Annotated in this window: 24 protein-coding genes; 4 read left to right on the forward strand and 20 right to left on the reverse strand. The window is 40.9% G+C overall.

Features of this window, described 5'->3' with window-relative positions; all coding sequences use genetic code 11:
• Positions 1 to 32: 32 nt before the first annotated feature.
• Positions 33 to 1,496 carry a UDP-N-acetylmuramoyl-L-alanyl-D-glutamate--2,6-diaminopimelate ligase gene (locus E2R51_RS05885; RefSeq protein ID WP_133376079.1) on the reverse strand — a complete coding sequence of 488 codons (1,464 nt, stop codon included), beginning with the start codon at positions 1,494 to 1,496 and terminating at the stop codon, positions 33 to 35.
• A 133-nt stretch (positions 1,497 to 1,629) separates the two neighbouring features.
• On the reverse strand, positions 1,630 to 2,679 hold the full coding sequence (locus E2R51_RS05890) for a M42 family metallopeptidase (protein WP_133376080.1): 1,050 nt from the start codon (positions 2,677 to 2,679) through the stop codon (positions 1,630 to 1,632).
• 161 nt (positions 2,680 to 2,840) lie between these two features.
• Here E2R51_RS05890 and E2R51_RS05895 point away from each other — a divergent pair, with 161 nt between their 5' ends.
• Positions 2,841 to 4,442 carry a PAS domain S-box protein gene (locus tag E2R51_RS05895; RefSeq protein WP_133376081.1) on the forward strand — a complete coding sequence of 534 codons (1,602 nt, stop codon included), beginning with the start codon at positions 2,841 to 2,843 and terminating at the stop codon, positions 4,440 to 4,442.
• 20 nt (positions 4,443 to 4,462) lie between these two features.
• Here the strand turns inward: E2R51_RS05895 and E2R51_RS05900 are convergent, their stop codons facing one another.
• From E2R51_RS05900 to E2R51_RS05910, 3 genes are all read right to left on the reverse strand, one after another.
• Positions 4,463 to 5,182 (reverse strand): PepSY domain-containing protein, encoded by a 720-nt coding sequence (locus E2R51_RS05900; RefSeq protein ID WP_133376082.1) that lies wholly within the window; start codon positions 5,180 to 5,182, stop codon positions 4,463 to 4,465.
• A 62-nt stretch (positions 5,183 to 5,244) separates the two neighbouring features.
• Positions 5,245 to 6,621, reverse strand: a complete 1,377-nt coding sequence (locus tag E2R51_RS05905; protein WP_133376083.1) for a sensor histidine kinase — start codon at positions 6,619 to 6,621, stop codon at positions 5,245 to 5,247.
• Entirely contained in the window at positions 6,618 to 7,325 is a 708-nt protein-coding gene (locus E2R51_RS05910; RefSeq protein WP_133376084.1) for a response regulator transcription factor, read from the reverse strand. The genes E2R51_RS05905 and E2R51_RS05910 overlap by 4 nt, the downstream gene beginning before the upstream one ends.
• Positions 7,326 to 7,469: 144 nt before the next feature.
• Here E2R51_RS05910 and E2R51_RS05915 point away from each other — a divergent pair, with 144 nt between their 5' ends.
• Together E2R51_RS05915 and aldA are read left to right on the forward strand one after the other, a co-directional pair.
• Positions 7,470 to 7,910: an SACOL1771 family peroxiredoxin gene (locus E2R51_RS05915; RefSeq protein WP_133376085.1), complete on the forward strand. Its 441-nt coding sequence runs from the start codon at positions 7,470 to 7,472 to the stop codon at positions 7,908 to 7,910.
• A 77-nt stretch (positions 7,911 to 7,987) separates the two neighbouring features.
• A complete protein-coding gene (aldA, locus tag E2R51_RS05920) occupies positions 7,988 to 9,433 on the forward strand; it encodes an aldehyde dehydrogenase (RefSeq protein WP_133376086.1) in 1,446 nt (481 codons plus the stop codon).
• 141 nt (positions 9,434 to 9,574) lie between these two features.
• Here aldA and E2R51_RS05925 read toward each other — a convergent pair whose 3' ends face one another.
• Positions 9,575 to 9,748, reverse strand: coding sequence for a CsbD family protein (locus E2R51_RS05925; RefSeq protein WP_133376087.1), 174 nt, complete (start codon positions 9,746 to 9,748; stop codon positions 9,575 to 9,577).
• Positions 9,749 to 10,271: 523 nt separating this feature from the next.
• On the opposite strand from E2R51_RS05925, the gene E2R51_RS05930 reads away from it, so the two are divergent.
• The gene (locus E2R51_RS05930; protein WP_133376347.1) at positions 10,272 to 11,435 is read left to right on the forward strand and encodes a YeeE/YedE family protein; all 1,164 of its coding nucleotides are present in this window, start codon (positions 10,272 to 10,274) and stop codon (positions 11,433 to 11,435) included.
• Between the two features lie 89 nt (positions 11,436 to 11,524).
• Here E2R51_RS05930 and E2R51_RS19740 read toward each other — a convergent pair whose 3' ends face one another.
• The 14 genes from E2R51_RS19740 to E2R51_RS05995 all read right to left on the reverse strand — a co-directional run bounded on the left by E2R51_RS19740 (position 11,525) and on the right by E2R51_RS05995 (position 25,939).
• Complete coding sequence (locus E2R51_RS19740) at positions 11,525 to 11,695, reverse strand: hypothetical protein (RefSeq protein ID WP_165967147.1); 171 nt, start codon at positions 11,693 to 11,695, stop codon at positions 11,525 to 11,527.
• Positions 11,696 to 11,967: 272 nt separating this feature from the next.
• Complete coding sequence (locus E2R51_RS05935) at positions 11,968 to 13,122, reverse strand: homogentisate 1,2-dioxygenase (protein WP_133376088.1); 1,155 nt, start codon at positions 13,120 to 13,122, stop codon at positions 11,968 to 11,970.
• Positions 13,123 to 13,126: 4 nt separating this feature from the next.
• On the reverse strand, positions 13,127 to 14,056 hold the full coding sequence (locus E2R51_RS05940; RefSeq protein ID WP_133376089.1) for a fumarylacetoacetate hydrolase family protein: 930 nt from the start codon (positions 14,054 to 14,056) through the stop codon (positions 13,127 to 13,129).
• An 8-nt stretch (positions 14,057 to 14,064) separates the two neighbouring features.
• Positions 14,065 to 14,685 (reverse strand): flavin reductase family protein, encoded by a 621-nt coding sequence (locus tag E2R51_RS05945; RefSeq protein ID WP_133376090.1) that lies wholly within the window; start codon positions 14,683 to 14,685, stop codon positions 14,065 to 14,067.
• A gap of 95 nt (positions 14,686 to 14,780) precedes the next feature.
• On the reverse strand, positions 14,781 to 15,896 hold the full coding sequence (gene hppD, locus E2R51_RS05950; RefSeq protein ID WP_483299903.1) for a 4-hydroxyphenylpyruvate dioxygenase: 1,116 nt from the start codon (positions 15,894 to 15,896) through the stop codon (positions 14,781 to 14,783).
• Positions 15,897 to 16,021: 125 nt separating this feature from the next.
• A complete protein-coding gene (locus E2R51_RS05955; RefSeq protein WP_133376092.1) occupies positions 16,022 to 17,476 on the reverse strand; it encodes a dihydrolipoyl dehydrogenase family protein in 1,455 nt (484 codons plus the stop codon).
• Positions 17,476 to 18,678: a dihydrolipoamide acetyltransferase family protein gene (locus tag E2R51_RS05960; protein WP_483299904.1), complete on the reverse strand. Its 1,203-nt coding sequence runs from the start codon at positions 18,676 to 18,678 to the stop codon at positions 17,476 to 17,478. The genes E2R51_RS05955 and E2R51_RS05960 overlap by 1 nt, the downstream gene beginning before the upstream one ends.
• A gap of 13 nt (positions 18,679 to 18,691) precedes the next feature.
• Positions 18,692 to 19,687, reverse strand: a complete 996-nt coding sequence (locus E2R51_RS05965) for an alpha-ketoacid dehydrogenase subunit beta (protein WP_133376093.1) — start codon at positions 19,685 to 19,687, stop codon at positions 18,692 to 18,694.
• Entirely contained in the window at positions 19,671 to 20,753 is a 1,083-nt protein-coding gene (gene pdhA, locus E2R51_RS05970; protein ID WP_133376094.1) for a pyruvate dehydrogenase (acetyl-transferring) E1 component subunit alpha, read from the reverse strand. The genes E2R51_RS05965 and pdhA overlap by 17 nt, the downstream gene beginning before the upstream one ends.
• 32 nt (positions 20,754 to 20,785) lie before the next feature.
• A complete protein-coding gene (locus E2R51_RS05975) occupies positions 20,786 to 21,889 on the reverse strand; it encodes a Glu/Leu/Phe/Val family dehydrogenase (protein ID WP_133376095.1) in 1,104 nt (367 codons plus the stop codon).
• Positions 21,890 to 22,067: 178 nt separating this feature from the next.
• Entirely contained in the window at positions 22,068 to 22,451 is a 384-nt protein-coding gene (locus E2R51_RS05980; protein ID WP_240732967.1) for a thioesterase family protein, read from the reverse strand.
• Positions 22,452 to 22,766: 315 nt separating this feature from the next.
• Positions 22,767 to 23,717 carry an NAD(P)H-dependent flavin oxidoreductase gene (locus E2R51_RS05985; RefSeq protein WP_133376096.1) on the reverse strand — a complete coding sequence of 317 codons (951 nt, stop codon included), beginning with the start codon at positions 23,715 to 23,717 and terminating at the stop codon, positions 22,767 to 22,769.
• Between the two features lie 26 nt (positions 23,718 to 23,743).
• On the reverse strand, positions 23,744 to 24,619 hold the full coding sequence (gene paaX, locus E2R51_RS05990) for a phenylacetic acid degradation operon negative regulatory protein PaaX (protein ID WP_133376097.1): 876 nt from the start codon (positions 24,617 to 24,619) through the stop codon (positions 23,744 to 23,746).
• Between the two features lie 117 nt (positions 24,620 to 24,736).
• Positions 24,737 to 25,939: a thiolase family protein gene (locus E2R51_RS05995; RefSeq protein WP_133376350.1), complete on the reverse strand. Its 1,203-nt coding sequence runs from the start codon at positions 25,937 to 25,939 to the stop codon at positions 24,737 to 24,739.
• Positions 25,940 to 25,944 lie beyond the last annotated feature (5 nt).

A 25,944-nucleotide genomic window follows, 5' to 3' on the forward strand; every position in this document is an offset into this window, starting at 1 on the left:
AGAAAATCCGGCTGCCTTTTTAATACGCTCTGTTAAAACCTTTGAGCAATAACATCCAACGCAATATTGCGGTCGCTATGCGGGTATTTAGTATTTTCAATAATCTGGTAATCCTCATGGCCTTTTCCTGCAAAAATGATGATATCGTCAGGTTCTGCAATGCTCATTAAATGCCGCACTGCCTCTTCACGGTCCCCGATCAAGGCATAGTTTTCATGCTTCATGCCCTGTCCTAAATCATTGATGATGCTGTCATAGCTTTCATACCTTGGATCATCTGTTGTCAGCACTACATAATCTGCCAGCGAGGCTTTTTCTGCCATCGTCGGACGTTTGGATTTATCCCGGTTCCCCCCTGTTCCCACTAAAAAAAGAACGCGGTTTTTCTTAAAAGGCATAACGGATTGAATTGCTTTTTCTATCGCATCAGGTGTATGCGCGTAATCTACGTAAATCGATAACGGAGCTTCCGTATGGACCCGTTCCATTCTTCCCGAGATTGGAGGAATATCCTTTAAGCGTTCGACAAGTGAAGCCACACTTTCTCCTTTAGCATATAAAGTAGCGATAGCAGCAAGCACGTTTGACACATTAAATGTACCAAGCAACTGCGTTTCCAATTGAAACGTTCCTTCAGGCGATTCTAATTGAAAGAGCGTACGGTTATCAAGGTATTGAATGTTTTTAGCTGAAAAATCAGCGTCTCGCTCCATGCTGTAGCTGATTACCTCAAATGGCGTCATGGAAGAATATGTATCAAACCAGTCATCATCCAAGTTCAGGACTGCATATTTTTGTTTTGATAAGTCTTGGCCCAGCTGGGAGAACAGCAGGCCTTTTGCATATCCGTAATGCTCCATTGTTCCGTGAAAATCTAAATGGTCATGACTGAGATTCGTAAAGGTCACAACATCAAAATCCACTCCCCATAGCCGTCCTTCTACCAGTCCATGAGAAGAAACTTCAAATGTCATATTCTTCACATTAGCTTCTCTTGCCTGCACGAGCATTCGCTGAGTCGTAATAATATCACTTGTGGTATTGGCGCTTTCGTATAAAGTGCCATCCAGGTCAAATCCTATTGTGCCCGATAAGGCAGATGATTCTCCGCCTCTTTTAATGAGCTGGTGAATCAGATTTGTCACTGAGGTTTTTCCGTTCGTGCCGGTTACGCCAAACACATTCATCTCATTAGATGGAAAGTTATAAAATTGATTTGCTGCAAAAGCAAGAGCTCTTGAACTACTATTTACGATAACCAGCGTCGCTTTGTCCATGTCAATATCAAGATTTTTTTCCGCAACTATGACTGTGGCTCCATTATTTACAGCTAGCTGGGCATAGTCATGGCCGTCAGTTGTGTGGCCTTTTATGCAAAAGAAAACAGAATTCTGCTTCACTTCACGTGAATCCACTTCAATATGGTCCACAGATGGAGGAAGCGTACCGATAATGGTTTTTAATTTTAATCGTTTAAATAAATCATATGGGTTCATTTTAAATTCCTCACATTTTTTCTTAGGATCATTATTTGCTATCTTATTTTAACGGATGTTTATGATATTGAGTAGTACTATCCCTTCATTTCATAAAAATCATCCCTTTGATATAAATGAAAGATGATTCCTATTACTCCTTTGCCATATCAGATTTGATGTACTGATAAATAAGAGATTCCGCTTGCAGAAGCGATGTTTCATGCGTGCGTTCATAAGCATGCGAAGCATCGATTCCGGCTCCAATTAAACCGTGCTTTATGTCAAAACCAGCTTTAATTGCAGCCGAAGCATCTGATCCGTAGTATGGATAGATATCTACTTTGTAGGCGATCTGGTGCTCTTTTGCCAGTTCAATCAGATGTTTTCTTAAACCATAATGATAAGGACCGCTGCTGTCCTTGGCACAGATTGACACAGTAAATTCGTCAGAAGCCTGCCCTTCTCCCAGTGCGCCCATGTCCACCGCAATGTATTCAACTGTTTCATCCGGAATATTCGAGTTTCCTCCATAGCCGATCTCTTCATTATTCGCAATGATAAAGTGAGTAGTATAAGGAAGTGTTTCTGATTCAGCCTTGATATGGCGTAAAACATTCATCAGCATGCCAACACTTGCCTTGTCATCTAAATGTCTGGATTTAATAAATCCGTTTGCAACCTCAACCCGGGGATCAAATGAAACAAAATCCCCCACTTCTATGCCCAGGTTTCGAGTATCTTCCGCCGTATGAACTACTTCGTCAAGCCTTACTTCAATATTTTTTTCGTTTCTTTCTGCTGTGCCTGCGTCTTTATACACATGAACGGAAGTTTGCTGCATGAGGATTGTCCCCGTTATTTCTTTTCGGTCTGAGGTTTCTACTTTACAATATTCACCTTCAACTGCGTTCCATTTAAAGCCTCCAATCATGGAAAGCTTGAGGCGTCCATTTGGTTTTATTTCTTTAACCATTGCTCCCAGCGTATCTACATGAGCTGTTAATACTCGGTGCTTGAGTTTGTTTTCGCCTTCAACCGTTACGAAAAGGCTGCCTTTGTTATTTATGTAGGATTCAATGCCGTTATTTGTCAGCCACTGCTGAACAAATTGTATAACGTTTGCGGTATTACCGGAAGGACTTGGTATTGAAACCAAATCTTTTATTAATTCTACTGTTTTGGTACCATTGGGATAGTTCATTCGATATACTCTCCTTTGGTTAGTACATTTTTTTAAATTTAAAATCTTCCTAATAATTTATAGTGTACTATAATCATTGGGTATTTAAAGGGAATACACGAATAATTTCCTTAGTATATTTATATAGCCAATTAAATGCAGCTTTGATAGGATGTGATCTTTTGACTGAGGAATTATTTTTACATGAAAGAAATCGTTTACTGCTTAAAATATGGTGGTTTGCCTACCTGCTTCAATTAATAACATTTGTTTTAATTGAGCAGAAATTTGATATTATTCTTCCGCCATATGGTCTTATGATCATTGTAGGGATCAGTGTGCTCGTGTGGAAGCTTCCGAAAGCCTCCATTTCAATGTGGCTGGTCATTTTGGGTATATACGGTTATATCATTTACTACAATTTGAATTATCCTCTACTGGTTAATCTATTATTCTTTTATTTAGGCATGATTGTTGCATCACTTTACTTGAAAAAATATTTAATTATATTTTCGAGTGTTTTTTCTGCCTTACTGATGATGTACTTTTTCCATAAGAACTATATGACGATTTTTGAAACCTTTAAACCAGCAGACCTTTTTTACTTAATTTTATTTTCCCTGTTGCTTATGATTTATTTACTTTTTCATACGGCTAATATCCAGAAAATAAATCATTCTACTCAGGAAAGCGAACGTGCGGCAAGAAGGGAACTGTATTCCAAAAACAGTTACCATGATTTGTTGTTTGAACACGCACAGGATGCAATTATCGTATTTGATTTAAACCAGCAGATTATTCAGGTTAATCCTGCTTTTGAAAAAATTTATGGATGGACGAAAGAAGAGGCGATAGGCAATCAATTACCGATTATTCCGAGTCACAGAATAAAGGAAGCAGCAGAACGAACTTCCAGGATACTAAAGGGAGAAAGCATCCCCTCTCTCCATACTCAGGATCAGAGAAAAGACGGTTCATTAATTGAAGTTGAAATTACATTATCTCCAATAATTGACGAAGAAAAAAAAGTGATAGCCATGTCAGCCATCAGCCGTGATGTGACATTTCGCAAAGAAACAGAACACCGGCTGCGTCAATCTGAGAAGCTGTCTTTAGCAGGTGAAATGGCTGCTGGGGTGACCCACGAAATTAGAAATCCATTAACCGTAATCTCTGGATTCATTCAAATGATGAATGAAAAAGAGACAAATCCATTTCAGGCATATACCAAGATTATGCAGGCGGAGCTGGAACGGATCAACTTAATTATTAGTGAGTTCCTGGTGCTGTCAAAACCGCAGGCAGTTCTTTTTCGCAAAGCGCTGCTGGACGAGCTGATCCAGGATACGGTTCTTCTTTTTGAAACAGAACTTCATCTCAAAAACATTCAAATTGAACAGCATTGGCAGGAAAAAAACCTTTCTCTTTTTTGTGAAGAAAATCAAATTAAACAGGTTCTATTAAATGTATTTAAAAATGCAGCAGACGCCATGCCTGATGGCGGAAAAATACGTATTCACGTAGAGACCTTCATACAGCAGCAGGTCCCCCACCTTTCCATCGCCATCTCAGACAACGGCAAAGGGATACCTGCCGATATACTGCAACGGATCGGAGAACCTTTTTTCACGACAAAAGAAAAAGGAACAGGGCTTGGTATGATGATTACTGAAAAAATAGTGCAGGGTCACGGTGGCTTGATGACAATTTCCAGCGAACTGGATATCGGCACTTCCGTAACCATCACTCTTCCAATTAACGAAGAAGAACCCGATATACCTTAACGGTGTATCGGGTTCTTTATTTAGTCATCCCAGGTCGTAGACATAATTTTACCGGAAATCGCATTCACTTGAACGGTGGCTTCCCGATCATCAGCTGTGTCAATCTCAATTAAAAAATACATCTCTTCATCTGAATGCTCTAAGTCAACATCATCGACTTCACCGGGAACTGCCTTTAATGCAATATCAATTGCCTCTGGTTCTGTAAGAGGAGCTGCATTGTCCTTTTCTGCTTCTTTTGAAACGGACAGTTCGGCTCCGGTATATGGATCCAGCACCTTAGTAACAAGCAGATCGTCTTCAGAAATAACCGCTTCATAAACGGTTTTATTTTGTTTTTCAACCTTTTCAATACTTTGAATGACACCTGATGATTCACTGACAATTTCACGTATTTCTTTTTCCGATAAGATTTCTTTTTGACTGTCCGGGTTCTTACCTGGAGCATCAGATGCTGTATTTTCTATCACCATCAATGATTCAATTTCAGCAGAGTCTTTATTAATTTTCATTTCATATATCCCGTTTGGGACCACAAACTCGATTGAATAACCGTTATTATATTTGCCAACTGATTGTATTTCTCCCTCAGGGTATCTGTCGGTTACTATATCCACTGCCTCGTTTTCTGTGAGGGGTGAAGCTGCAGACATGCCGGAAACAAACTGCACAGCAACGAAAACAAGTATAACCAGTAGTAAAGCACCGCCTGCCATCCAGATCATACGCTGTTTTTTCACTATCTCACCTCTTTTTGATTGTACTTATAGGATAAACGATAAAAATGAGAATTTGATGAGAATTAACTTAGTTTTTGAGGTGAATCTGCTTCTAACGGCATAACAATCGTCACGATAGTTCCTACCCCTTCCAAACTGTCCAGTTCAATACGGATACCCAGGACATCTGCTATCTCTTTTGCCAGAGACAGACCCAGTCCAGATCCCCCTAATTTCCGGTTTCTTGCTTTATCAACCCGGTAAAAACGATCAAACACTTTGGGAAGATCACTTTTTGGGATGCCGATTCCTCTGTCCTCTATTCGAATAAGTCCTGCGTCAATTCTTTCTTCCACAGATACATTGATTGCTTTGTCGCTGTATTTTTTTGCATTATCCAAAAAAATGTACAACAGCTGTTTAAGTTTTTGCCGATCAGCGATTGTAATGATATTATTTTTCACAGTAAGATTTACTTCACGGCCGTAGGCATTTCTGAAGCCCCTTATCGACTCTTCAACAAGCTCCTCCACATTAATCACTTCTAAATCCAGATTCCACTGCTCCCCTTGCCTGGCAAGGAGCAGCAACTGCTGGGTTAATTCTTTCATTCTTATTGCTTCTGAGTGAATGGCGTCGATCGACTCATCAAATAACTCCTTTTTTTCAAACCCCCTTCTCTTCAATAAATTTGCATAGCTTTCAATTACAGTTAAGGGCGTTTTAAGTTCATGGGAAGCATTGGAAACAAACTGCTCCTGCTTATCAAAGTTTGCTTCAAGAAGATCAATCATTAAATTAAACGTATTTCCCATTTCATATAATTCATCTTTTGACTGGTTCTTCAGGGACAACCGCTTAAATTCACCGTTTTGCTGAATATCTTTCATGGTTTGGATCATGGTTGCGATCGGTCGGGTTATAAGGTTACTTAATATCCGGCCAGAAATAATCACCGGCACCAATGCAAGTAAGGTAACAATAATCAAGACATTTCTCAGGACTTTAAGATTTTCTTCAGCTGTACTCAGACTCTCGATCATTTGAATATTGACCACCGACCCATCTATCCATGGGTTGGGTATGGAAACAAATGTGTACGGCCGTTGATTAATTTCGATTATCTCAGATCTTTCTTCCATATAAAACCGATCCGGGAAGGTGCTCAGATTATTCTGTCCTGCAGAGGTAACAGTCCCCCCAATTGATGTTTCATCATCTTTTACGATTTTCAATGACCCGTCAGGCGGCACAAAGGTTTGAAGTAATTCTTTATCGGAAGTTAGACCGGCTGTACGGTTTACCCCCACTACTGTGCCCTTGGCATTATCATGGGCCGATTCAAGCTCGCTTGAATAAGTTAAATTACTAAAAACAACATAAATGGATGCACTGATTACGATGAGTAAAACGGCAAAAACGACTGACGTATATAAATGGATTTTATTTTGAAGTCTCATTTTGCTTCTCTCAAAACATAGCCGACTCCCCTGACTGTATGAATCAACGGATCAAATTCTGTTTTATCGATCTTCTTGCGAACGTATCGTATATAAACGTCCACTACATTTGTATCACCAAAATAATCATAGCCCCAAACAGCATTTAATATCTGTTCACGGTTAAGTACCTGACGCTGGTTCTTCATTAAATAAACGAGCAAATCAAATTCTCGAGGGGTCAGCTCGATATATGTTTCTCCTCTTTTTACCTCTCTTGTTTTCTCATTCAGATATAAATCCTTCACTTCAAGCCAGCTTTCGTCATTGACAGGTTTCTTTTTGCTGTTTTTTTCAAATTGTCTTAGCGCAGCCCGGATGCGTGCAAGGAGCTCTTCAATTTGAAAGGGCTTTGTCATATAATCATTTGCCCCAAGATCAAGGCCTGAGACTTTATCTTCAACAGAGTCCTTAGCAGTAAGTAAAATAACCGGCATATTAGGGTTGTCAGCACGGATTCTTCGAAGAATTTCAATGCCTGACATTTCAGGCAGCATAATATCAAGTAATATCAAGTCCCATTCTTCCATTCTGTATTTTTCCAGTGCTTCATATCCAGTCATTGCTTTGGTAACCATATATCCCTCGTACTCAAGCTCCAGTTCTAATACACGGGCAATCTTTTCTTCATCCTCTACGACAAGGATTTTTTCTTTTTCACTCATGGCCATCCCCCCAAATTGAAGATTTATGTCGATATTGTAGCACAAACTATTGGTTATACATTGTTTTAAGCAGGCATTCCTGACTCCTTTGATGACATCATGTTAAGATGATTTTATCTTAACAAGGGAAAGGATGAGCAATATATGGCAGTTCATTCATTTATATTAAAAGCTGACTGGCCTGGAGGCCGAAACAGTGTGGGCTCTATTAAAACCGCTAATCTGCAAACTAAAATTTCGATTCCGCCTGAGATGGACGGACCCGGCATTGGCACGAATCCCGACGAAATGCTTCTTGGTGCTGCAGCTACATGCTACATTATTACTTTGGCTGCGAAATTGGAAAGAGCCCGTATTGAAACAGAAAAAATGGGGCTGGAATCTGAAGGAATTGTGGAAGTCATTAACGGAGTAATCACTTACAAGGAAATCATTCACAGACCGATTATTCATGTCATGAAAGATTCCGATGAAAAAGAGAAAGAACGAATCCTCCGATACATTTACCAATCGGAAGAAAGCTGTATGATTTCAAGAGCCCTTAAAGGAAATGTTGCTATAAAAGTGGCGCCTGTCATATTATAATCAGCATACTCTGATGTTTTCATCCTCCTTAGTTGTGGAAAACATTCCTTAGCACACAATCTAAGGAGGATTTTCATATGACGGATCATAAATTGTATATTAACGGTGAATATTGTGAATCGACTGCAGATGAATGGATTGAGGTTTTAAATCCTTCAACTGAAGAAGTCATCTCAAGGATTCCGAAAGGCACCGAGCAAGATGTGAATAAAGCGATTGATGCAGCTTTTGATGCTCAAAAAGAATGGGAAAAAGTCCCTTCCAATAAGCGAGGCCAAATCGTTCGTAAGCTTGGTGACGGCATTAAAGAAAGAAGAGAAACGTTCATTAAACTGCTGATTGAAGAACAAGGAAAGCCTCAGGATCAAGCATCCGATGAAGTAGATACAGCAATTGAGTACTTTTATTACATGTCGGAATGGGCAAGAAGAATTCAAGGTGAAATTGTTCCGAGCGACCAGCCAAATGAAAATATATTTATCTATAAAAAACCAATCGGTGTTGTAGCAGGAATTGTTCCATGGAACTTTCCCGTGTTCATTTTAGCAAGAAAAGTGGCAACCGCTCTAATTGCCGGCTGTTCGATTGTCCTAAAACCAAGCCAGCAGACACCAAATACTGCAATGGAATTCACTAAGCTGATTAACGAAACTGATGGTCTGCCAAAAGGCGTTTATAATCTTGTTACTGGAACAGGCTCAACAATCGGGAACATTATGGCCTCACATCCCAAGGTGGGAATCATCACAATGACAGGCAGCGTTGGCGCGGGTACAAAAGTAATGGAAGCTGCCGCTCAAAATATTACCAAAGTAAACCTCGAGCTGGGCGGAAAAGCGCCTGCCATCGTAACCGAAAATGCTGATCTGGATTTGGCAGTAAAACACATCCTAACATCCCGGTTAACAAATTCAGGACAGGCCTGTACGAATGCCGAACGGGTTTACGTTCAGGAAAGTGTAGCTGAATCCTTTATTGAAAAATTGAAATATGCTATGGAAAATGCCAAGGCCGGCAACCCTAATAAAGAAACAAACCTTGATCTTGGTCCGCTGGTCAGTGGTGACAGACTTGAAACCGTTCATGAAATGGTTGAAAAAGCAAAAGAAGAAGGTGCTGTTGTTCTTGTTGGGGGCAAAAGGCAGAATAAAGAAAAAGGCTTCTTTTATGAACCCACATTAATTACAAACGCTACACAAAATATGTCAATTGTTAAGGAAGAAATATTCGGTCCTGTACTTCCTGTTTTGACTTATAAAACGCTGGATGAAGCAATAGAGTTAAGCAATGATACCGAGTACGGGCTGTCTTCATCTGTTTATACCGAAAATTATCACGAGGCAATGAAAGTCGTAAATGGATTAAAATTCGGCGAAACATTCGTAAACCGTGAAAATTTCGAGGCGCTTCAGGGTTATCATGCTGGTGTCAGAAAATCCGGCCTTGGTGGAGCTGACGGTAAAAATGGGCTTGAAGATTTCTTAGTTACCCACACTGTATACATGCAATATAAAGAAGAATAATTTTATTAGCGACTGCTTTATGCTAATAATGGTCCTTTGCGCAAACACAAAAAAGAGGAACACGCTGTACTGCACAGCGTGTTCCTCTTTTTTATTATCTAACTGGCAGATAGAATGATGCTTTGCTATCTGTGGGTCAGCTTAAAGGTTTTTAAGCTTGCCTACACCTTTTTGAACATTTCCTTTTGTTTTATCATTTTTACCTTCTTGTTCCAGCTTAGGATCATTTGTAGCTTTCCCTGTTTGTTCTTTTACTTCACCTTTGGTTTTATTCGCTTCACCTTTTACTTTGTCAGAAAATCCTTTATTGCTCATCGATATTTCCTCCTTTAATTCGCTTAATTACTTATCTATACCACTGGGCAGATTAATTAAACACTGCTTATGTATTAAGAAACAGATGTATGACTAAAGGTTTAATAACCTGCTAACAAAGGTATAGAAAAGCATAATGGACGAGGAGGACGATCGACATGTTTGATGAAAAATTTACTTATAATAAGTCAGATATATTAACAGGATTATCAGGAACTGCAGTCTTAACATCAATTCTTTTATTCGTAACCAGTCTATGAGACTCCGAATAAACAGACCCAAACTTACTGCTTAAAAACGATTCTTTCTTGAAAGATGAAAGAGTCGTTTTTGGTTTGTTCCATTTATCTAAAATCGAATTCTTTTACAAGGCAAAGGAATTTATGCTAAATTAAAAACCGACTAACTTAATAGGAAAAGAGGGATACAAGTGACTCAAAATACGAGTGAGCTTCCGAGCGGTTGGAAAGCAGGCAAAACGACTTTTGTTACCTCTCTTGCTCCAGTACAAAAACCATTGGTTATGCTGGGAATCATTGCGGCAATATTTTTATTTGTGATGATTGTGTCCACCACAAATTGGACTCAGGGTATTTTATATATTATAGGGATAGCACTTGGATTAACGCTTCTATACGCACGTTTTGGATTTACGTCCGTGTTCAGAAGGTTAATGTCTGTAGGCAACGTACAGGGCCTTCAGGCGCATATGGTTATGTTTGCAGTGGCAACCACCCTATTCGCTTTAATCTTGGGCACTGGTTTTAGTTTTACTGGCGCCGAGCCTGCAGGATACGTGTCACCTGTAGGAATCAGCTTATTGTTTGGTGCTTTCATATTCGGCATTGGTATGCAGCTGGGTAGCGGTTGTGCTTCAGGAACATTGTATTCGGTAGGAGGAGGACAATCATCCATGATCCTTACCCTCCTTGGATTTATTACGGGCTCCGTTATAGGAGCTTATCACTTTAATTTTTGGATGGAGGAAACATGGGCTTTGCCTCCAATTTCATTAGCTGAATCGACAAATCTTGGATTTTTTGGCGCATGGGCAGTACAAATGATCATTTTTGCTGTTATTTATTTTGCGCTGGTACAGTTTTCAAAACGTAAAAATCCACCGCCAATGAAGCCGCTCCCTGCTGCAAGGGGCTGGAAAAATATTTTCAGAGGCGCATGGCCTTTATTCACAGCAGCCATTTTGCTGGCTGTATTAAATGCTTTAACATTGGCCATTCGCGGAAACCCATGGGGGATTACATCAGCCTTTGCTTTATGGGGATCAAAAGCATTGGAATTAGTCGGCATTGATGTGTCTGGCTGGGGCTATTGGCAAGGAGCTAATGCAGTTCAGCTATCCCAATCCATTCTTGCAGATTCAACAAGTGTAATGAACTTTGGTATCATTTTAGGTGCTTTTATTGCTGCAGCGGCTTCTGGTACTTTCAAGCCTAAAAAGATAAAACCCGGTATAGCTGCCGGCTCCATAATAGGCGGCTTATTAATGGGTTATGGTGCCCGCCTTGCATTCGGCTGTAATATTGGTGCTTATTTTGGAGGCATTTCGTCATTTAGTTTACACGGCTGGGTCTGGGCAGTTATGGCAATGCTAGGCACAGGACTTGCTCTATTTATCCGCCCATTATTTGGATTAAAAAACCCAAAACCTAAAGACACAATTTGTTAAACAGCCATTAAAGTATTTTCAGAAGAAAAAAAGCTGCAGCCCCCGGGAGAGGCTGCAGCTTTTTCAGGTGAAAAATATTTCAAACTTTTCTACTCTATTTTCTTTAGTTCTTCTTCAAAATAAAATGTTGCAGAATCTTCCTGAATAATATAAGAATAGCGTTTCATATTTGCTACATAAGACCATTGTTTAATGGTCACTATTTTCTCATTTAATAAAACCTGTTCTCCATCAATAAATTTATTTTTGTATGTTTTCATCGTCCATCCTCCAATTTTTAAGTACGATTTTGCCGAGCAATGGAACGAAATAGCTGGTTTAAAATGTCCCTGCTTAGCCATTCACCATGATTGGCCTACCTGAGCTCGATAGAAAATAAAAAATACTGATTGATTTCTGTCATCTCAATCATTCAATTATAGCACATTATGAAAACAATTTGCTTGCAATTCTTTAGTTTAGTTGTAAAAGTGGTTAAACGCATGCGGTTTCACTAAAAAAGAAGAGCTGAGGTCAGCTCTTCTTTTATCATCTATTCTAACCAGGTAAACATATAGTTTGTATCTTCGATCTCTTTCGATTGCTTTACCGTTTTTAATGGTTTGAAGGTATCGATCATGACGGCCAGCTCCAATGTTTCTTTTTTCCCTATACTTGCTTCTGTTGTGCCAGGGTGGGGACCATGTGGAATACCACTGGGATGAAGCGTAATGGAGCCTTTTTCAATTCCTTTTCGACTCATAAAATTCCCTTCCACATAATAGAGCAGTTCATCACTATTTACATTGCTGTGATAATAGGGAGCTGGAATTGCCTCAGGATGATAATCATATAGTCTTGGCACAAAAGAGCATACAACGAAGTTATGACCCTCAAAGGTTTGATGTACTGGAGGAGGCTGATGAACTCTTCCGGTAATCGGTTCAAAATCTTCTATATTGAAGGCCCAGGGATACAAATAACCATCCCACCCCACGACATCGAGAGGATGATGATTTAGTACATGCTTTGTTATGTACCCTCTGGACTTTGTTAAGATCGTATGTTCACCTTTACCTGTAAAGGTCAGCAATTCTTCCGGTCCGCGCAAATCGCGTTCGCAAAATGGACTGTGTTCCAAAAGCTGCCCATACTCATTGCGGTATCTTCTAGGAGTAGTCAGCTGACTGAATGATTCGATTAACAGAAACTTTGTTTCTTCTTCTGCAGCTGGAATTACCCGGTAAATCGTCCCGATTGGAATGATTATATAATCTCCTTTACGATAGCTAATTGTCCCAAACATGGTTTCAATTTTCCCTGAACCATAATGAACAAACAGCATTTCATCACCATCGCCATTCCGGTAATAATCCTCCATCTGCTCATTGGCATGAATGATGCCGATTAAAAGATCATCGTTGCCCAGTATATACTTTCTGGCACTCACTGCATTGCCTTTTTTTGTGAGCTTGGAAGTAAAGAAGTGACGATGCTTAAGTGATTCCGTTTCTTCATATTCAGGCAGGTAAGAACCTGCTAATTCTGATTTTGCTACTTCTGTAGGCAAATGATGATGATAGAGAATTGACTGGGTTCCTGAAAACCCTTTCGTACCCATTACCTGCTCCCGGTATAGGGTACCGTCCTCTTTTTTAAACATGGTATGACGTTTGTGCGGTATTTTTCCCATCTGACGATAAAACATTGATTCACCCGCCCTCTTCTCCGATTATATTTACCAGGGTGCCGAGACCATCAATACTCAGTGCAACCTCATCTCCTTTTTTCAACCAGTCCTGAACCTCTGTACCCAACTCTAAAATACAGCCGGTCCCTACTGTGCCTGAACCAATCACTTCCCCGGGATAGAGTGTTACTCCTGCGGATGCACGCTCGATCATTTCACTGAATGTATAATATAAATCCTCCGTATTTCCGTTCGATAAATGTTTACCATTTACATAAGCTGCCATATTTAATCTATAATGCTGATCTTTTTTAAACTCTGTTAATTCATCTACTGTAGCGATAAAAGGACCAAAAGATGTTGCAAAATCCTTCCCCTTAGCAGGTCCGAGTCCTACTTTCATCTCTTCTTTTTGAAAGTCGCGTGCACTCCAGTCATTCATTATGCAAAAACCCAAAATATGTTGTTCTGCATTTTGTACTGATATATTTCTCCCTTCCTTTCCTATGACACAGGCGATTTCGAGCTCATAATCAAGAGCTTTGCATCCTTTAGGAATTGGAATAAAATCGTTAGGACCTTTTACCGCTAAATGGTTTGTAAAATAAAAAACAGGAAACTTGTACCATTCCTCCACAATTTCAAGCCCTCTATTGGCACGCGCTGTTTTCACATGATCTTCAAATGCATAAAAGTCACGGATGCTGACGGGTTTTGGAATCGGTGCAAGAAGTTGAACTTGATCCAGATTATACACTCCGGGAAGATCCGGGCTGATGTTCTCATACTGGCTGAACATGGGTTTAAAATAAGACCATTTTGCAACTAAATCTATAATCGATTCCGGCAGTCCTTTGCTGGATACTTCATGCATATCAACAGCAAATTCATTTTGAGAAATCCATCCTGCTTTTTCTTCTCCCGAGGGCAGCAGAAACGTAATCAGCTTCATTTGACCCTTCACCTCTCGTTTTTCTTGCGTATTAATTCAAACGTATCTGACATGGGTTTTGTATACACCTGGCCCGCTAAGCGTCCTATAGGCTGCAACGCTTTGGAATCAATTTTGCCATCGAAATAAAGACCATCATCAACATGTATATGCTGTACTTTTCCAATCACCAGGCTCCCGGATCCAGGTTGCTCACCAAAGTGCAGCACCTCATGAAGAACACATTCAAGATGAATCCTGCTTTCATGCACACGAGGCGGCAAAACGGTGGAGCTTTGTGCTTTTGTTAAACCTACCTGTTCGAACTCATCCAGGTCCGCTGGAAAGTTTGCAGCGCAATCATTCATTTGTTCTGCCAAATCTTCACTGACAATATTAATAACAAACTCTTTTGTTTCCTCAATATTGATTAATGTATCTTTTTTTGAGCCGTCCTCTCCGTTTCGCATAGGAGAAAAACAGATTAACATTGGTTCGGCGGATATCGCCGTAAAGAAACTAAAAGGAGCAAGATTGGGTATTCCTTTAGCATCAATAGTCGACACAAATGCAATGGGTCTCGGCAAGATCGCGCCGATCATCAATTTGTATGCTTCCTTCCAGTTTAAAGAATGTGGCTGGACATCCATTTCATTCCTCCATCTGTATATGATTCAAGCTATTTTCGGGCAAAAATAAAATAAAAGACAGCTCACCTGCAATGCAGCAGGATGAGCATCTTATTTTATAGATTTCCTCTACGCTCCTGTTCTCTCTCAATCGATTCAAAGAGCGCTTTAAAATTACCTTCACCAAATCCTTTTGCCCCTTTTCGCTGAATCACTTCGATAAATACAGTTGGACGATCCACGATAGGTTTTGTGAAAATCTGAAGCAGATACCCCTCGTCATCTCCATCAACCAGAATATTTAATTCTTTCAGCTTCTCAATCTCCTCGTCAATATCACTTACCCGTTCGCTGAGAGTGTCATAATAAGCGGCAGGAGTATTTAAAAATTCCACTCCATTTTTACGAAGGATTCCAACCGTTTTCACGATATCCTCTGTTAAAATCGCAAGATGCTGGACACCGGGGCCATTAAAGAATTCCAGGTACTCTTGTATTTGGGATTTTCGTTTGCCTTCAGCCGGTTCATTAATGGGAAACTTGATACGGCCGCCATTGTGCATGACCTTGGACATAAGTGATGAATACTCTGTGCTGATATCAGCATCAGTGAAATGTCTCATTTCCTTAAATCCCATAACTTTTTCATAGTAAGATGTCCATTCCTGCATCCGCTCTACATTTCCAACCACATGATCAACTGCAATTATTCCTGCATCTTCTGTGGGAATTGTCGAATCGAATTTTTCAAAACCCGGCAAAAATACACCCTTGTAATTCTGCCTTTCTATCAACGTATGAATTGTATCTCCATAAGTACCGATAACTGCCTTTTTCACTACCCCATGGCTGTCTTCAACTTCGAATGGTGCCTTCAATTCAATTGCTCCACGGGATACTGCTTCTTCATATGCCCGCTCAACATCATCCATTGTCAGAGCGATATCGCGAATGCCATCTCCATGTTTTTTAACAAAAACCGCTACATCCGAAGAATCGTTTAATGACCCGGTTATAACAAGCCTTACTTTATGCTGCTGCAGCACATAGGATACCGTTTCTCTGTTTCCAGTTTCCAGACCCGAATAAGCCACGATTTTAAAACCAAAAGCCGTACAGAAAAAATGAGCGGACTGTTTTGCATTTCCTGAATACATTTCAAGATAATCAACATCTTTTACGGGGAAGAAATCCTTCATTTGCTGATCAGCTGCTATTGTTTCTTTTTTCATCATCCATACCTCCATTTATTTGAAATATTTCCAATATTATAGTTTCAGTATAAAGAACTGAAAATACAGGTTGCAAGAGTACAGGCTAAAGCTACAACGCTGTTGTGCAGCGAAGAGTTTTTCCATTATTGGTGCTGGATTCTTGATCCTACTTTTTCCATTTCCTGCTTTTTAGGCGCTAAATGAACGGCTCTTCCTGTTAAAGCCTCAACCGCTTCCAATAGCCCTTCATTTAGACTCGGATGAGGGTAGTGAAGAAATGAAAGATCTTCAGCTCTTGCCACCATTTCCAGCGCAAGTGTGGAAGCCGAAGCCATTTCAACAGCTCCCTGTCCAACTATGTGAATTCCTACAATCAATTCAGAATCACCGTCCATAATTACCTTTATAAAACCTTCCCGCTCTCCGGTAATTTCCGCAAATCCATTACCCCCCATGGGAAAAATGGCAGTCTGGACATTATTAAATTCATTTCTTGCCGCTTCCTCTGTCAGCCCTGCAAATGATAGGGGAGGATTCATATGAACAACTGTAGGAAGAAATGTAAAGTCGGCTTCTGAAGGTATACCAGCTATTTCTTCTGCTGCCGTTTTCCCCTGCTTAATCGCTTTTACAGCGAGTGCCTGACCTTCTGTAACATCGCCAACAGCATAAATATTCTTTATTGAAGTTCTGCAGGCGCGATCAATTACGATGTGGCCCTCTTCCCCCATATTCATTTTTAAACGGTTAATCCCCAAGCTGGCCGTATTTGGAATCTGTCTGGCTGATAAAACAAAATGGGTGGCTTCTAAGGCTTTAGTTTTCGCACCGTTTTCTTCTGTCAAATGAATTGTTAAGAAGTCCTCTGACTGTATGCTTTGAATCATCTTCCCTGCTATAAGCTGTATTTTTCTTTTCTTTAATAATCGCTTAATTTCTTTGTTGACAGAGGAATCAAAGTCAAATTCCTTTCCCGCATTATCCAGAATGAGCGAAACCTTTGACCCAAATTGCTGAAAGGTAAAAGCTGTTTCAAGCGCCAGGTAGTCACTGCCGCAAATTACAAGATGCTCCGGTACTTCTTCAATCGAATAAATCGATTCGGAGGTAAAGATCTGCTTGTTATCTGCTTCTTCTATCATTTCATGTGAACTGCCCGTTGCAATAACTGCAGAATTAAATCGGTAGACAGTAAAGGAATGATCATTTTCCACACCTATTCGGTCCTCCGATAAAAAGTAAGCTGAGCCCTTAATAAGCTCTATGTTGTTTGCTTGAATTAATCCCTCCACTCCAGCGCCAAGCCGGGTGATCGTTTCATTCACATGAGTATGTAATCGTTTCAGGTCAAACCGAAAATCTTCAACGTTAATTCCAAAACGGTCATATCGCTTTAAATCATCCAATTTCTTAGCTGCTGCAGCGAACATTTTTGACGGAATGCATCCTTTTGCTAAACAAATGCCCCCAAGTGATGTTTTTTCAATAATTGTCACCTGTTTGCCCATCTGAGCCGCGCGAATAGCGGCATGGTATCCTCCTGGGCCTCCTCCAATTATTACGACATCGCGTTCTTCCGCAATTTCTCCAACAACCATTACATCAGCTCCACAAACAATAATGTAGGACGTTCAATCAGTTCGGTAAAACGGTTAGTAAAGGCTACAGCGCTTGCACCGTCCACTACCCGGTGATCATAGGACATGGAAATATTCATCATTGAACGAACGACAATTTCGTCCAGTTCGTTGACCATTGGACGCTTTTTTGTTTTGTGAAAAGCCATTAATCCTATCTCAGGTTTATTTAAAATAGGTGTTGCCCCCGTACTTCCTCCAAGCGGTCCCACATTGCTTATCGTGAATGTACCGCCTGTCACATCCTCCAAAGTCAGAGCGTGAGCATTTGCTTTATCCACCAGCTCTTTCATTTTTTTCTGCAGCATGCTAAAGGATTGATTTTGAACATGGTGAATGACCGGTACAATCAGCCCTTCACTTGTATCTGTTGCAAGACCGATATGAATTTTTTCATGAAGATGGATCATTTCATTTTTCTCATCCAGAAAGGCATTAAACAATGGGAATTCCTTTAAACAAATGCTCAATGCCTTTATAAAGAACACCGTAGCGGATATGTTTTTTCCCTTTTCTTTCAGCTGTTCTTTGACCTTAAGCAGTTCGGTTACATCCACTTCTTCAAAATGGGTACAGTGTGGAATGGTTAACAGAGATTCCGTCATCTTTTTTCCAATCTGTTTACGCATCCCTGAGTAAGGAATCGTTTTTACTTCCTGTTCACTTTCCTGTTTTTTAATATCAGCTGATTGTTGATTATTTTTGATCGCTGAATATACATCCTCATCGGTTATGCGGTTTCCCTTGCCGGTACCTGTTATATATTCCAAATCTATGTCATTTTCTCTCGCAATCTTTCTTGTATAGGGGGATGCCAAGGTTCGTTTAGAAGGTTCTTGCTGGTGTTTTACAAAATTTCTTTGCACAGTAAAAGGTTCGAGCTTCATTTCTTTCTCTTCTCCAACGCTGCCCGGCACTGTCTTTTTATCTTTGGATTCAATTATAAGGACGGTTGTTCCTACAGAAATAGTAGAGCCAATTTCCACTTTAAGTTCTTTAATGACCCCTGATGCCGGAGAAGGAATTTCAGCAGTCATTTTATCGGTTTGTACTTCAACTAACGGGTCGTCCGCCTTGACAGTGTCACCAGGCTGAACAAAAAATTGATTGATATCCGCTTGCGTCATCCCCTCACCAATATCATGAAGCTTCACTTCGATCATATTGATCCTCCTCTTAGAAACTCATCACCTTCAAAACCGCTTCTCTCACTCTTTCAGGTGTTGGCAAATAAAAATCTTCAAAGCTGAAATAAGGCACAGGCGTGTCAAAGCCTGACACTTTTTCCACAGGAGCCTTCTGGTATAAAAATGATGTTTCATTTATGATCGATAAAATATCATTCGCTACACTGCTTGAAGGATGCGCCTCCTGCACAATTACGGTCCTTCCCGTTTTTTGTACAGAAAATGCAATAATGTCTTCATCAATTGGAGACAGTGTGCGTAAATCGATTACATCACACGTTACTCCATCCTCTGCCAGCTGTTTAACGGTACTTCTGACAACCGGAACCATCGCACCCCAGGTAATGATCGTCACATCCTCTCCCTGCTCGAGGAGAGCCCCTTTTCCAATCTCCACGGTGTATTTCTCCTCCGGCACATCCTCTTTTACAGCCCGGTAACTTCTCATCGGTTCAAGAAATAAGACAGGATCCGGGTCTTCAATTGCCGCGATCATTAACCCTTTTGCATCATATGGATTTGACGGACACACAACCTTCATGCCAGGCATATGAGTAAAAATTGCTTCTGTGCTGTCACAATGAATTTCCGGTGCACGAACTCCTGCCCCATAAGGCGCCCTGATAACTATAGGAGCGCTGTAATGCCCCATTGTTCTAGATCTAAGTCTTACTGCATGTGTCATTAGCTGCTCATAGGCTGGATAAATAAAGCCTAAAAACTGAATTTCAATAACAGGCACTAAACCATTGGCCGCCATACCGATCGCCGCCCCAACAAAACCCGCTTCACTTAAAGGAGTATCAATGACTCTGTCTTCTCCAAACGCAGCCTGCAGCCCTTCAGTTGCACGGAATACGCCGCCATTTTTTCCAATGTCTTCTCCAAGTAATAACACGCGCTCATCTTCTTTTAACATGATGGAAAGAGCGTCTGTTATGGCGGAGAGAAGAGTTACCGTTTTCTTCCTAGTCGAGGTTGTCATGTTCTTTGCCTCCGATTAAATTTAGTAACTGCTGCTTTTGTTTTACCAGCGGCAGCGTAGGCTCCTTATAAACATAATCGAAAATCACAGAGGGGTCCGGTTGAGGGAACTGTTCCATTTCACCCACCGCCTGATCAACCTCTTGCACAACCTCTTCTGTCATTTGACGCACCCAATTTTCGTCATGCCAGTCATTGATTTTCATACATCTTTCCACTCTTAAAAGTGGATCAATTTCTTCCCTAACTTTAAGACTGTTGTTTTGGTCTCGATATTTTGTGGGATCATCCGCTGTTGTATGAGCCCCGTATCTCCATGTAACAGCTTCGATCAGTGTGGGCCCTTCCCCTGAACGGGCTCGTCTCAATGCTTCTGAAACATACTGATAAACAGCAAACACATCATTGCCATCGATGCGCACACTGGGAATATCGTAAGCGAGTCCCTTTTGGGCAATCGTTTTTGTATTCATTTGTTTTGATATCGGGACGGAAATAGCAAATTGATTGTTTTGATTAAAAAAGACGACTGGTGCTTTAAAAATACTGGCAAAGTTGAGGCCTTCATGAAAATCGCCTTCTGAGGTTGCTCCATCGCCAAAATAGGCAATTGCAGCATTATTCGTCCCTTTTCTTTTTTCAGCAAAAGCTGCGCCCGCTGCATGTGGAATCTGTGTTGCAATCGGGATTCCCGGGGGAAAAATGTTCATTCCTTCAGGCGGAATGTTCCCTTCATTACGTCCATTCCAAAATAATAAAATGTTGCGCAATGAGTGACCAAATGTCATGGTAGCCCCATGATCACGATAGGTAGGAAACAGCCAGTCCGCCTTGCTAAGAGCGAGCGCACTACCGACCTGGGAAGCTTCCTGCCCCTCAAACGGTGCATAAGTTCCTATTCTGCCCTGACGCTGCAAACTGATTGCTTTTCGATCAAAGGTCCGAATGCGAAGCATATGTTTAAAAAAATCCAGGGTTCTTTCTTTCGTTAAAAGCTCCTTGTGATGATCGCTGATCCAAACGCCTTGCGGACTGAGTAATTGTTGAATGGGAAATTGGTTTTCCATTGTCGTTCCCCCTTCGGCGAATCGAATGGTTGTCATATTCTTACCGCCCACTTGGGCCGTTTCATATGGGAGAAAAAACTGTTTCTTCTTGCCCTGGATTTCATGCGCTGCTCACAAAAAGAATTGGCCGCTTCTACTGTTGTCAGTCCGCCGTCTTCTGCCCTTTTATATACATTTAATAACGATGTGTAAATCGCTTTTGTTTGTCTTAGTACCCGTTCTTTGTTCGGCTCATAAAGCTCATCTGCAACTTGAATTAGACCTCCTGCATTTACGATATAATCCGGTGCATACAAAATCCCTTTATTTTTAAGCAGGACACCATTTTCTTCCGTCATCAGCTGATTATTCGCAGAACCTACAACTGCCTTTACCTGCAGCTGATCAATCGTTCGGTCATTTAAAATTCCCCCAAACGCACAGGGGATAAAGTAGTCGGCCTTCACCCCGTATATTTCATCCCCATTCACTACTTCAACTTCTGTTTTCATTTTTTCAGCAAGTGATTGAACTTCCAGAATTGCAAGGGGGTTTATGTCTGCCACAATTATTTTTTTTGCGCCTGCAAGCATTAATTGTTCAGCTACTTTTGCTCCAACTTTGCCGAGGCCCTGAATGGCATATGTTCTGCCTATTAAGTTGTCTGTCCCAAATAAAACCTGGCTGGTTGCCTGCAAACCAAATATCACACCATGAGCTGTAGGGATGGACGAATCTCCGCTTCCTCCATATACTTCATCCACTCCAACGATACAATTAGTTTCTTTTAAAGCATGTACAAAATCTTCCGGTGTTGTGCCCATATCTGTTCCTGTATAAAAACGGCCGTTTAGTGATTCTACAAACTGCCCGAAGGACCGGAACAGTTCAGGACTTTTATCCTTAGCCGGATCACCGATAATAACAGCCTTTCCACCGCCAAAATCAACATCTGCAGCAGCACACTTGTAAGTCATCCCCCTTGAAAGCCTCAGGACATCCTCCAGCGCTTCATCCACGCTTGCATACGGCTGCATGCGGCACCCGCCAAGTGCAGGCCCCAGTGATGTATTATGGATGGCTATTATCGCCTTTAATCCTGTTTCTTCATCATTGCAAAATACAACTTGTTCATGACCTTTTATTTTTTCAAACATTCGCACTACATACTCCCCTCCCGTTTAAAAAGAAAACGCTTACATTATTGAATAAAAAAAATTTATTAAATGCGGCTTTTGATTTCTCCCGCTGCATCCCGCTGGAGTTTCACACCTTAAGCTCCAAATCACCTTGCAGAAATAACAGCAATTGAAATTAACAGAGTTAATAAATAGTTTAATACATTCTTTCTATGATTATCTTTGGTAAAACAGCCTGCTTTACAGTCCCCTGTGCGATTATATTCCTATGATTGTCGACAGCTTCAACAGAGGTGCAAACAATGCGGTCTGAGATATCTGTGACCACTGCATTCAATACAATACAGGTACCTTCCTTTGCCGTTGAAAGATGCTTGACACATATTTCTGCGCCCATTCCTTCTTCATCGTCCTCTAAAAACGGCAACAGCACTTGTCTTGAAATCAGTTCCATATGGTAAACGACTGATACAGTGGAATACAAAGGATGAATGACTTTATCATTAAACGCAGCAAACATATCTTTTGTCACAGTAATTGTAAGGCGCTCTGAATAGCCTTGATGAAGACCTGCTTTCAACCCATCACCTCTACTAAATAACATGCTCGTTCTTTATGTATTTATATAACGTTTATTTAACGATATGATAACATTTTGTATGATTAGTAGTCAATATATTGAAAATATTTCGTTATTTCAAAAAAAAGAGCGATATGTATAAGCTACATCCACTCGCTCACTGCTTTCTAAACACATCTGCTGTTCGTTACTGAAGATCATCTTTATAATGAATCACAGTTAATCTCTTAATATGATAATATATAAAAGTTCGTAAATTAATCGTAATAAGTTCAGGCAAGCATTAAAATAGGCACTTTCACTATCCTTATTTTATCACTTAAGCAGGCTTTGTACCTCGTTTATTTTTTTTATTGCATCAGCTGCCATCGTCTGGATCAATGCTTCTACTGAAGGAACATCCTGAATTAACCCTGAAATTTGTCCGCTGTTTATAAATCCTTCTCCCAGCTTGCCTTCTACAGCCGCTTTTACATGGTATTTTTCTGCTGTTAACTTTCTATACTGTTCTGCCGTCAGTCCTTCTTTTTCAAGTTGCAGAATATGTTCAACGTAAGGAGTTGGCAAAACCCTTCTTACCTGATTCACAGATTTCCCAATTATTTTTGTGCTAAAATCATGGCTCTCTATGATGGATGCGATGTAATGTTCATGCATCATCGATTCTTTCGTTGCGATCAAGCGCGTGCCCATCTGTACACCGCTTGCTCCCAATGCAAGAGCTGCTGCCAGCCCTCTGCCATCTCCAATGCCCCCTGCAGCAATTATCGGGATTCTGACTGCATCCGCCAATTGGGGAATCAGTGCGAAGGTTGTTGTTTCTAAGTGAGAATTAATTCCAGCAGCCTCATATCCTTCACCAACAATCATATCAGCTCCAGCCGATTCAGCCTTCCGGGCATGTAATACTGACGCTGCGACACTCAGGATGGTTATTCCATGCTCTTTCAGTAATGGAATATAGGGAGCGGGATTTCCGGCAGAAAGAGAAACAGCTTTTACCCCATGCTTGATAATAAGCTGAATGATCTCATTTACATAAGGACTCACATTGATTGCAATATTTACGCCAAAGGGGCAGCTTGTCCGCTGTTTCGTATCCACTATAATACGTTCCACTTCTTCAGGGGACATGGTGCCGGCTCCGATCATCCCTAATCCGCCAGCATTAGAAACGGCTGCAGCCAGGATGGCATTGGATGCATTCCCCATTCCCCCTTGAATAATTGGATACCTTATTCCCAATTGGCGGGCTATTTCATTCATCTCATCATCTCTTTTCCTAAAGAATGCTAGTTGATTATAAAAGGATGATCCAGGGCATCATACGACTCATTTTTTCGGGTTAACTCGTTTCCTTCTTTAAAAACCGATTCAAAGAAACGAAGTGCAGGCTCGGCCAATTCTTTATAATATTCGCTGAACAAAGAGGCTGCATGCTCTCCCAGCCATTGCTCCGGAAGCAGTTCATCCGGCAATCCTGGATCAACGAACAAAAATTTTCTATATTCATGGACAAGCTTAGTGCGTTCTACAAAGCATTCAGCGTCTGACATACTTCCCTTTTGAATTTTACCCTTATCAATAATATATTTTTGACTGTATTCAGTAATGAATTGTCCGTATTTTTGGTTAATTTCTTCTAAATTCCAGCTCTTATTAATTAACCTGCTGCTCGTATGCGGACCGTCATATGCCGCTACAAAAAAATCGACATACTCTTCAATTTCATATTTCTCAATTAATAACTTCACTTGTTTTTCAAGTTTATTAGGAGATATCCAGCAGCTGTTTGACATGGAACCAAAGCCGCTCCAAACTAATTCCTTTCGAAGTTCATCTCTGATATTTCTTATTTCTTCAGGAATCGTATACAAAAGCATTCTCCATTTGCCATCCCATTGTTCTGGCTTCATCTTAAAGATTCTGTTAGCCGCCTCTTCCATACGCTTCGATCCGCGGTCAGTAAGAAAATAAAAGCTCTTATTTCCTTTTTTCTCAGCCTGGACCCAGCCCTGCTTATTCATGCGTGAAATCGCTGCGCGCACTGCCTGGTCATTGTGGCCAAATTCATTAAGGAGCCGGATCAAACTGCCAATCCAGATTTTGTTTCCATAATGCCGTATATAATCGCCATAAAGTGTAAAGATCATAGACCTTGTATTCATGAATGATCATCCTTTACTATTCATTCTTAACTATTCATCTTACATTATCTTACCACTTTACCGCGGTAATCTCTTGATAAAATAATGAAATTTTCATTCATGAGACATCTACAAGATTTATGATAAATTCTCTACGATGGTCGTAATCCCCTGCCCTGCCCCGATACACATGGTCGCTAAACCAAAGCGGTCTTTTCTTCTTTGCATTTCATGAACCAGCGTTGTTAATATGCGCGCACCGCTCGCTCCAAGAGGATGTCCAAATGCAATAGCCCCGCCATTTACATTCACCTTTTCCTGCGGTATGGAAAGCTCTTGCATACAGGCAATTGATTGGGCTGCAAAAGCTTCATTTAACTCGATTAAATCAATATCCCCCATCGTCATTCCAGCTCTTTCCAGGGCTTTTTTAGTAGAAGCAACCGGCCCGATGCCCATAATAGAAGGTTCCACACCTGCAGTAGCAGAGGTTATATACTTCACAAGCGGCTGCATATTCAGTTCATCCGCTTTTTCTTTCGACATCAGCAGCAATGTTGAAGCACCGTCATTAATGCCTGAAGCGTTCCCCGCCGTAACGGTCCCATCTTTAAACAAAGGTTTAAGTGTGAGCAGCTTTTCTACCGTTGTATTTCTTCTTGGATGTTCATCCTCAGTGACAACGATATCCAGTCCACTTTTGTCTTTATACGCGACAGGGACAATCTCTTTTTTAAATTTCCCTTCCTGCATTGCATTTTGTGCTTTTTTTTGACTTAAAAACGCAAATTTGTCCTGAGCTTCTCTGGAAATTGTATATTTAGCCGCAAGGTTTTCAGCTGTTTGCGGCATGCTGTCAGTGCCATACATTTCATGGAGTTTTTGATTAATAAACCGCCATCCGATTGTGGTATCAATCAGCTCCATATTCCCCCGCGGAAATTCTGTTTCGGGTTTTTTCATAACGAAAGGGGCGCGAGTCATACTTTCTGTGCCTCCCGCGATAAAGATATCTCCCTCCCCTGACATAATGGCACGCGCTGCATAATTGACTGCGTCCAGACCTGAGCCGCATAAACGATTGATTGTCGTACCAGCCGCACTCACTGGCATGCCGGCGAGCAGAAGGGACATTCTTGCCACATTACGGTTTTCCTCCCCTGCACCATTGGCGTTTCCAAGAACCACTTCTTCAATCAGTGCAGGATCCATTTCGGAATTCCTTTTTAACAAAGCCTTTATGACGATTGCAGCCAAATCGTCAGGCCGCACCATCCTCAGTGCGCCATTGAATTTCCCGATCGGTGTCCTCACTGCATCTACAATGACAACTTCCTTCATCATGT

The organism is Jeotgalibacillus sp. S-D1, assembly GCF_004358665.1.
In the GTDB taxonomy this organism is placed as follows: domain Bacteria; phylum Bacillota; class Bacilli; order Bacillales; family Jeotgalibacillaceae; genus Jeotgalibacillus.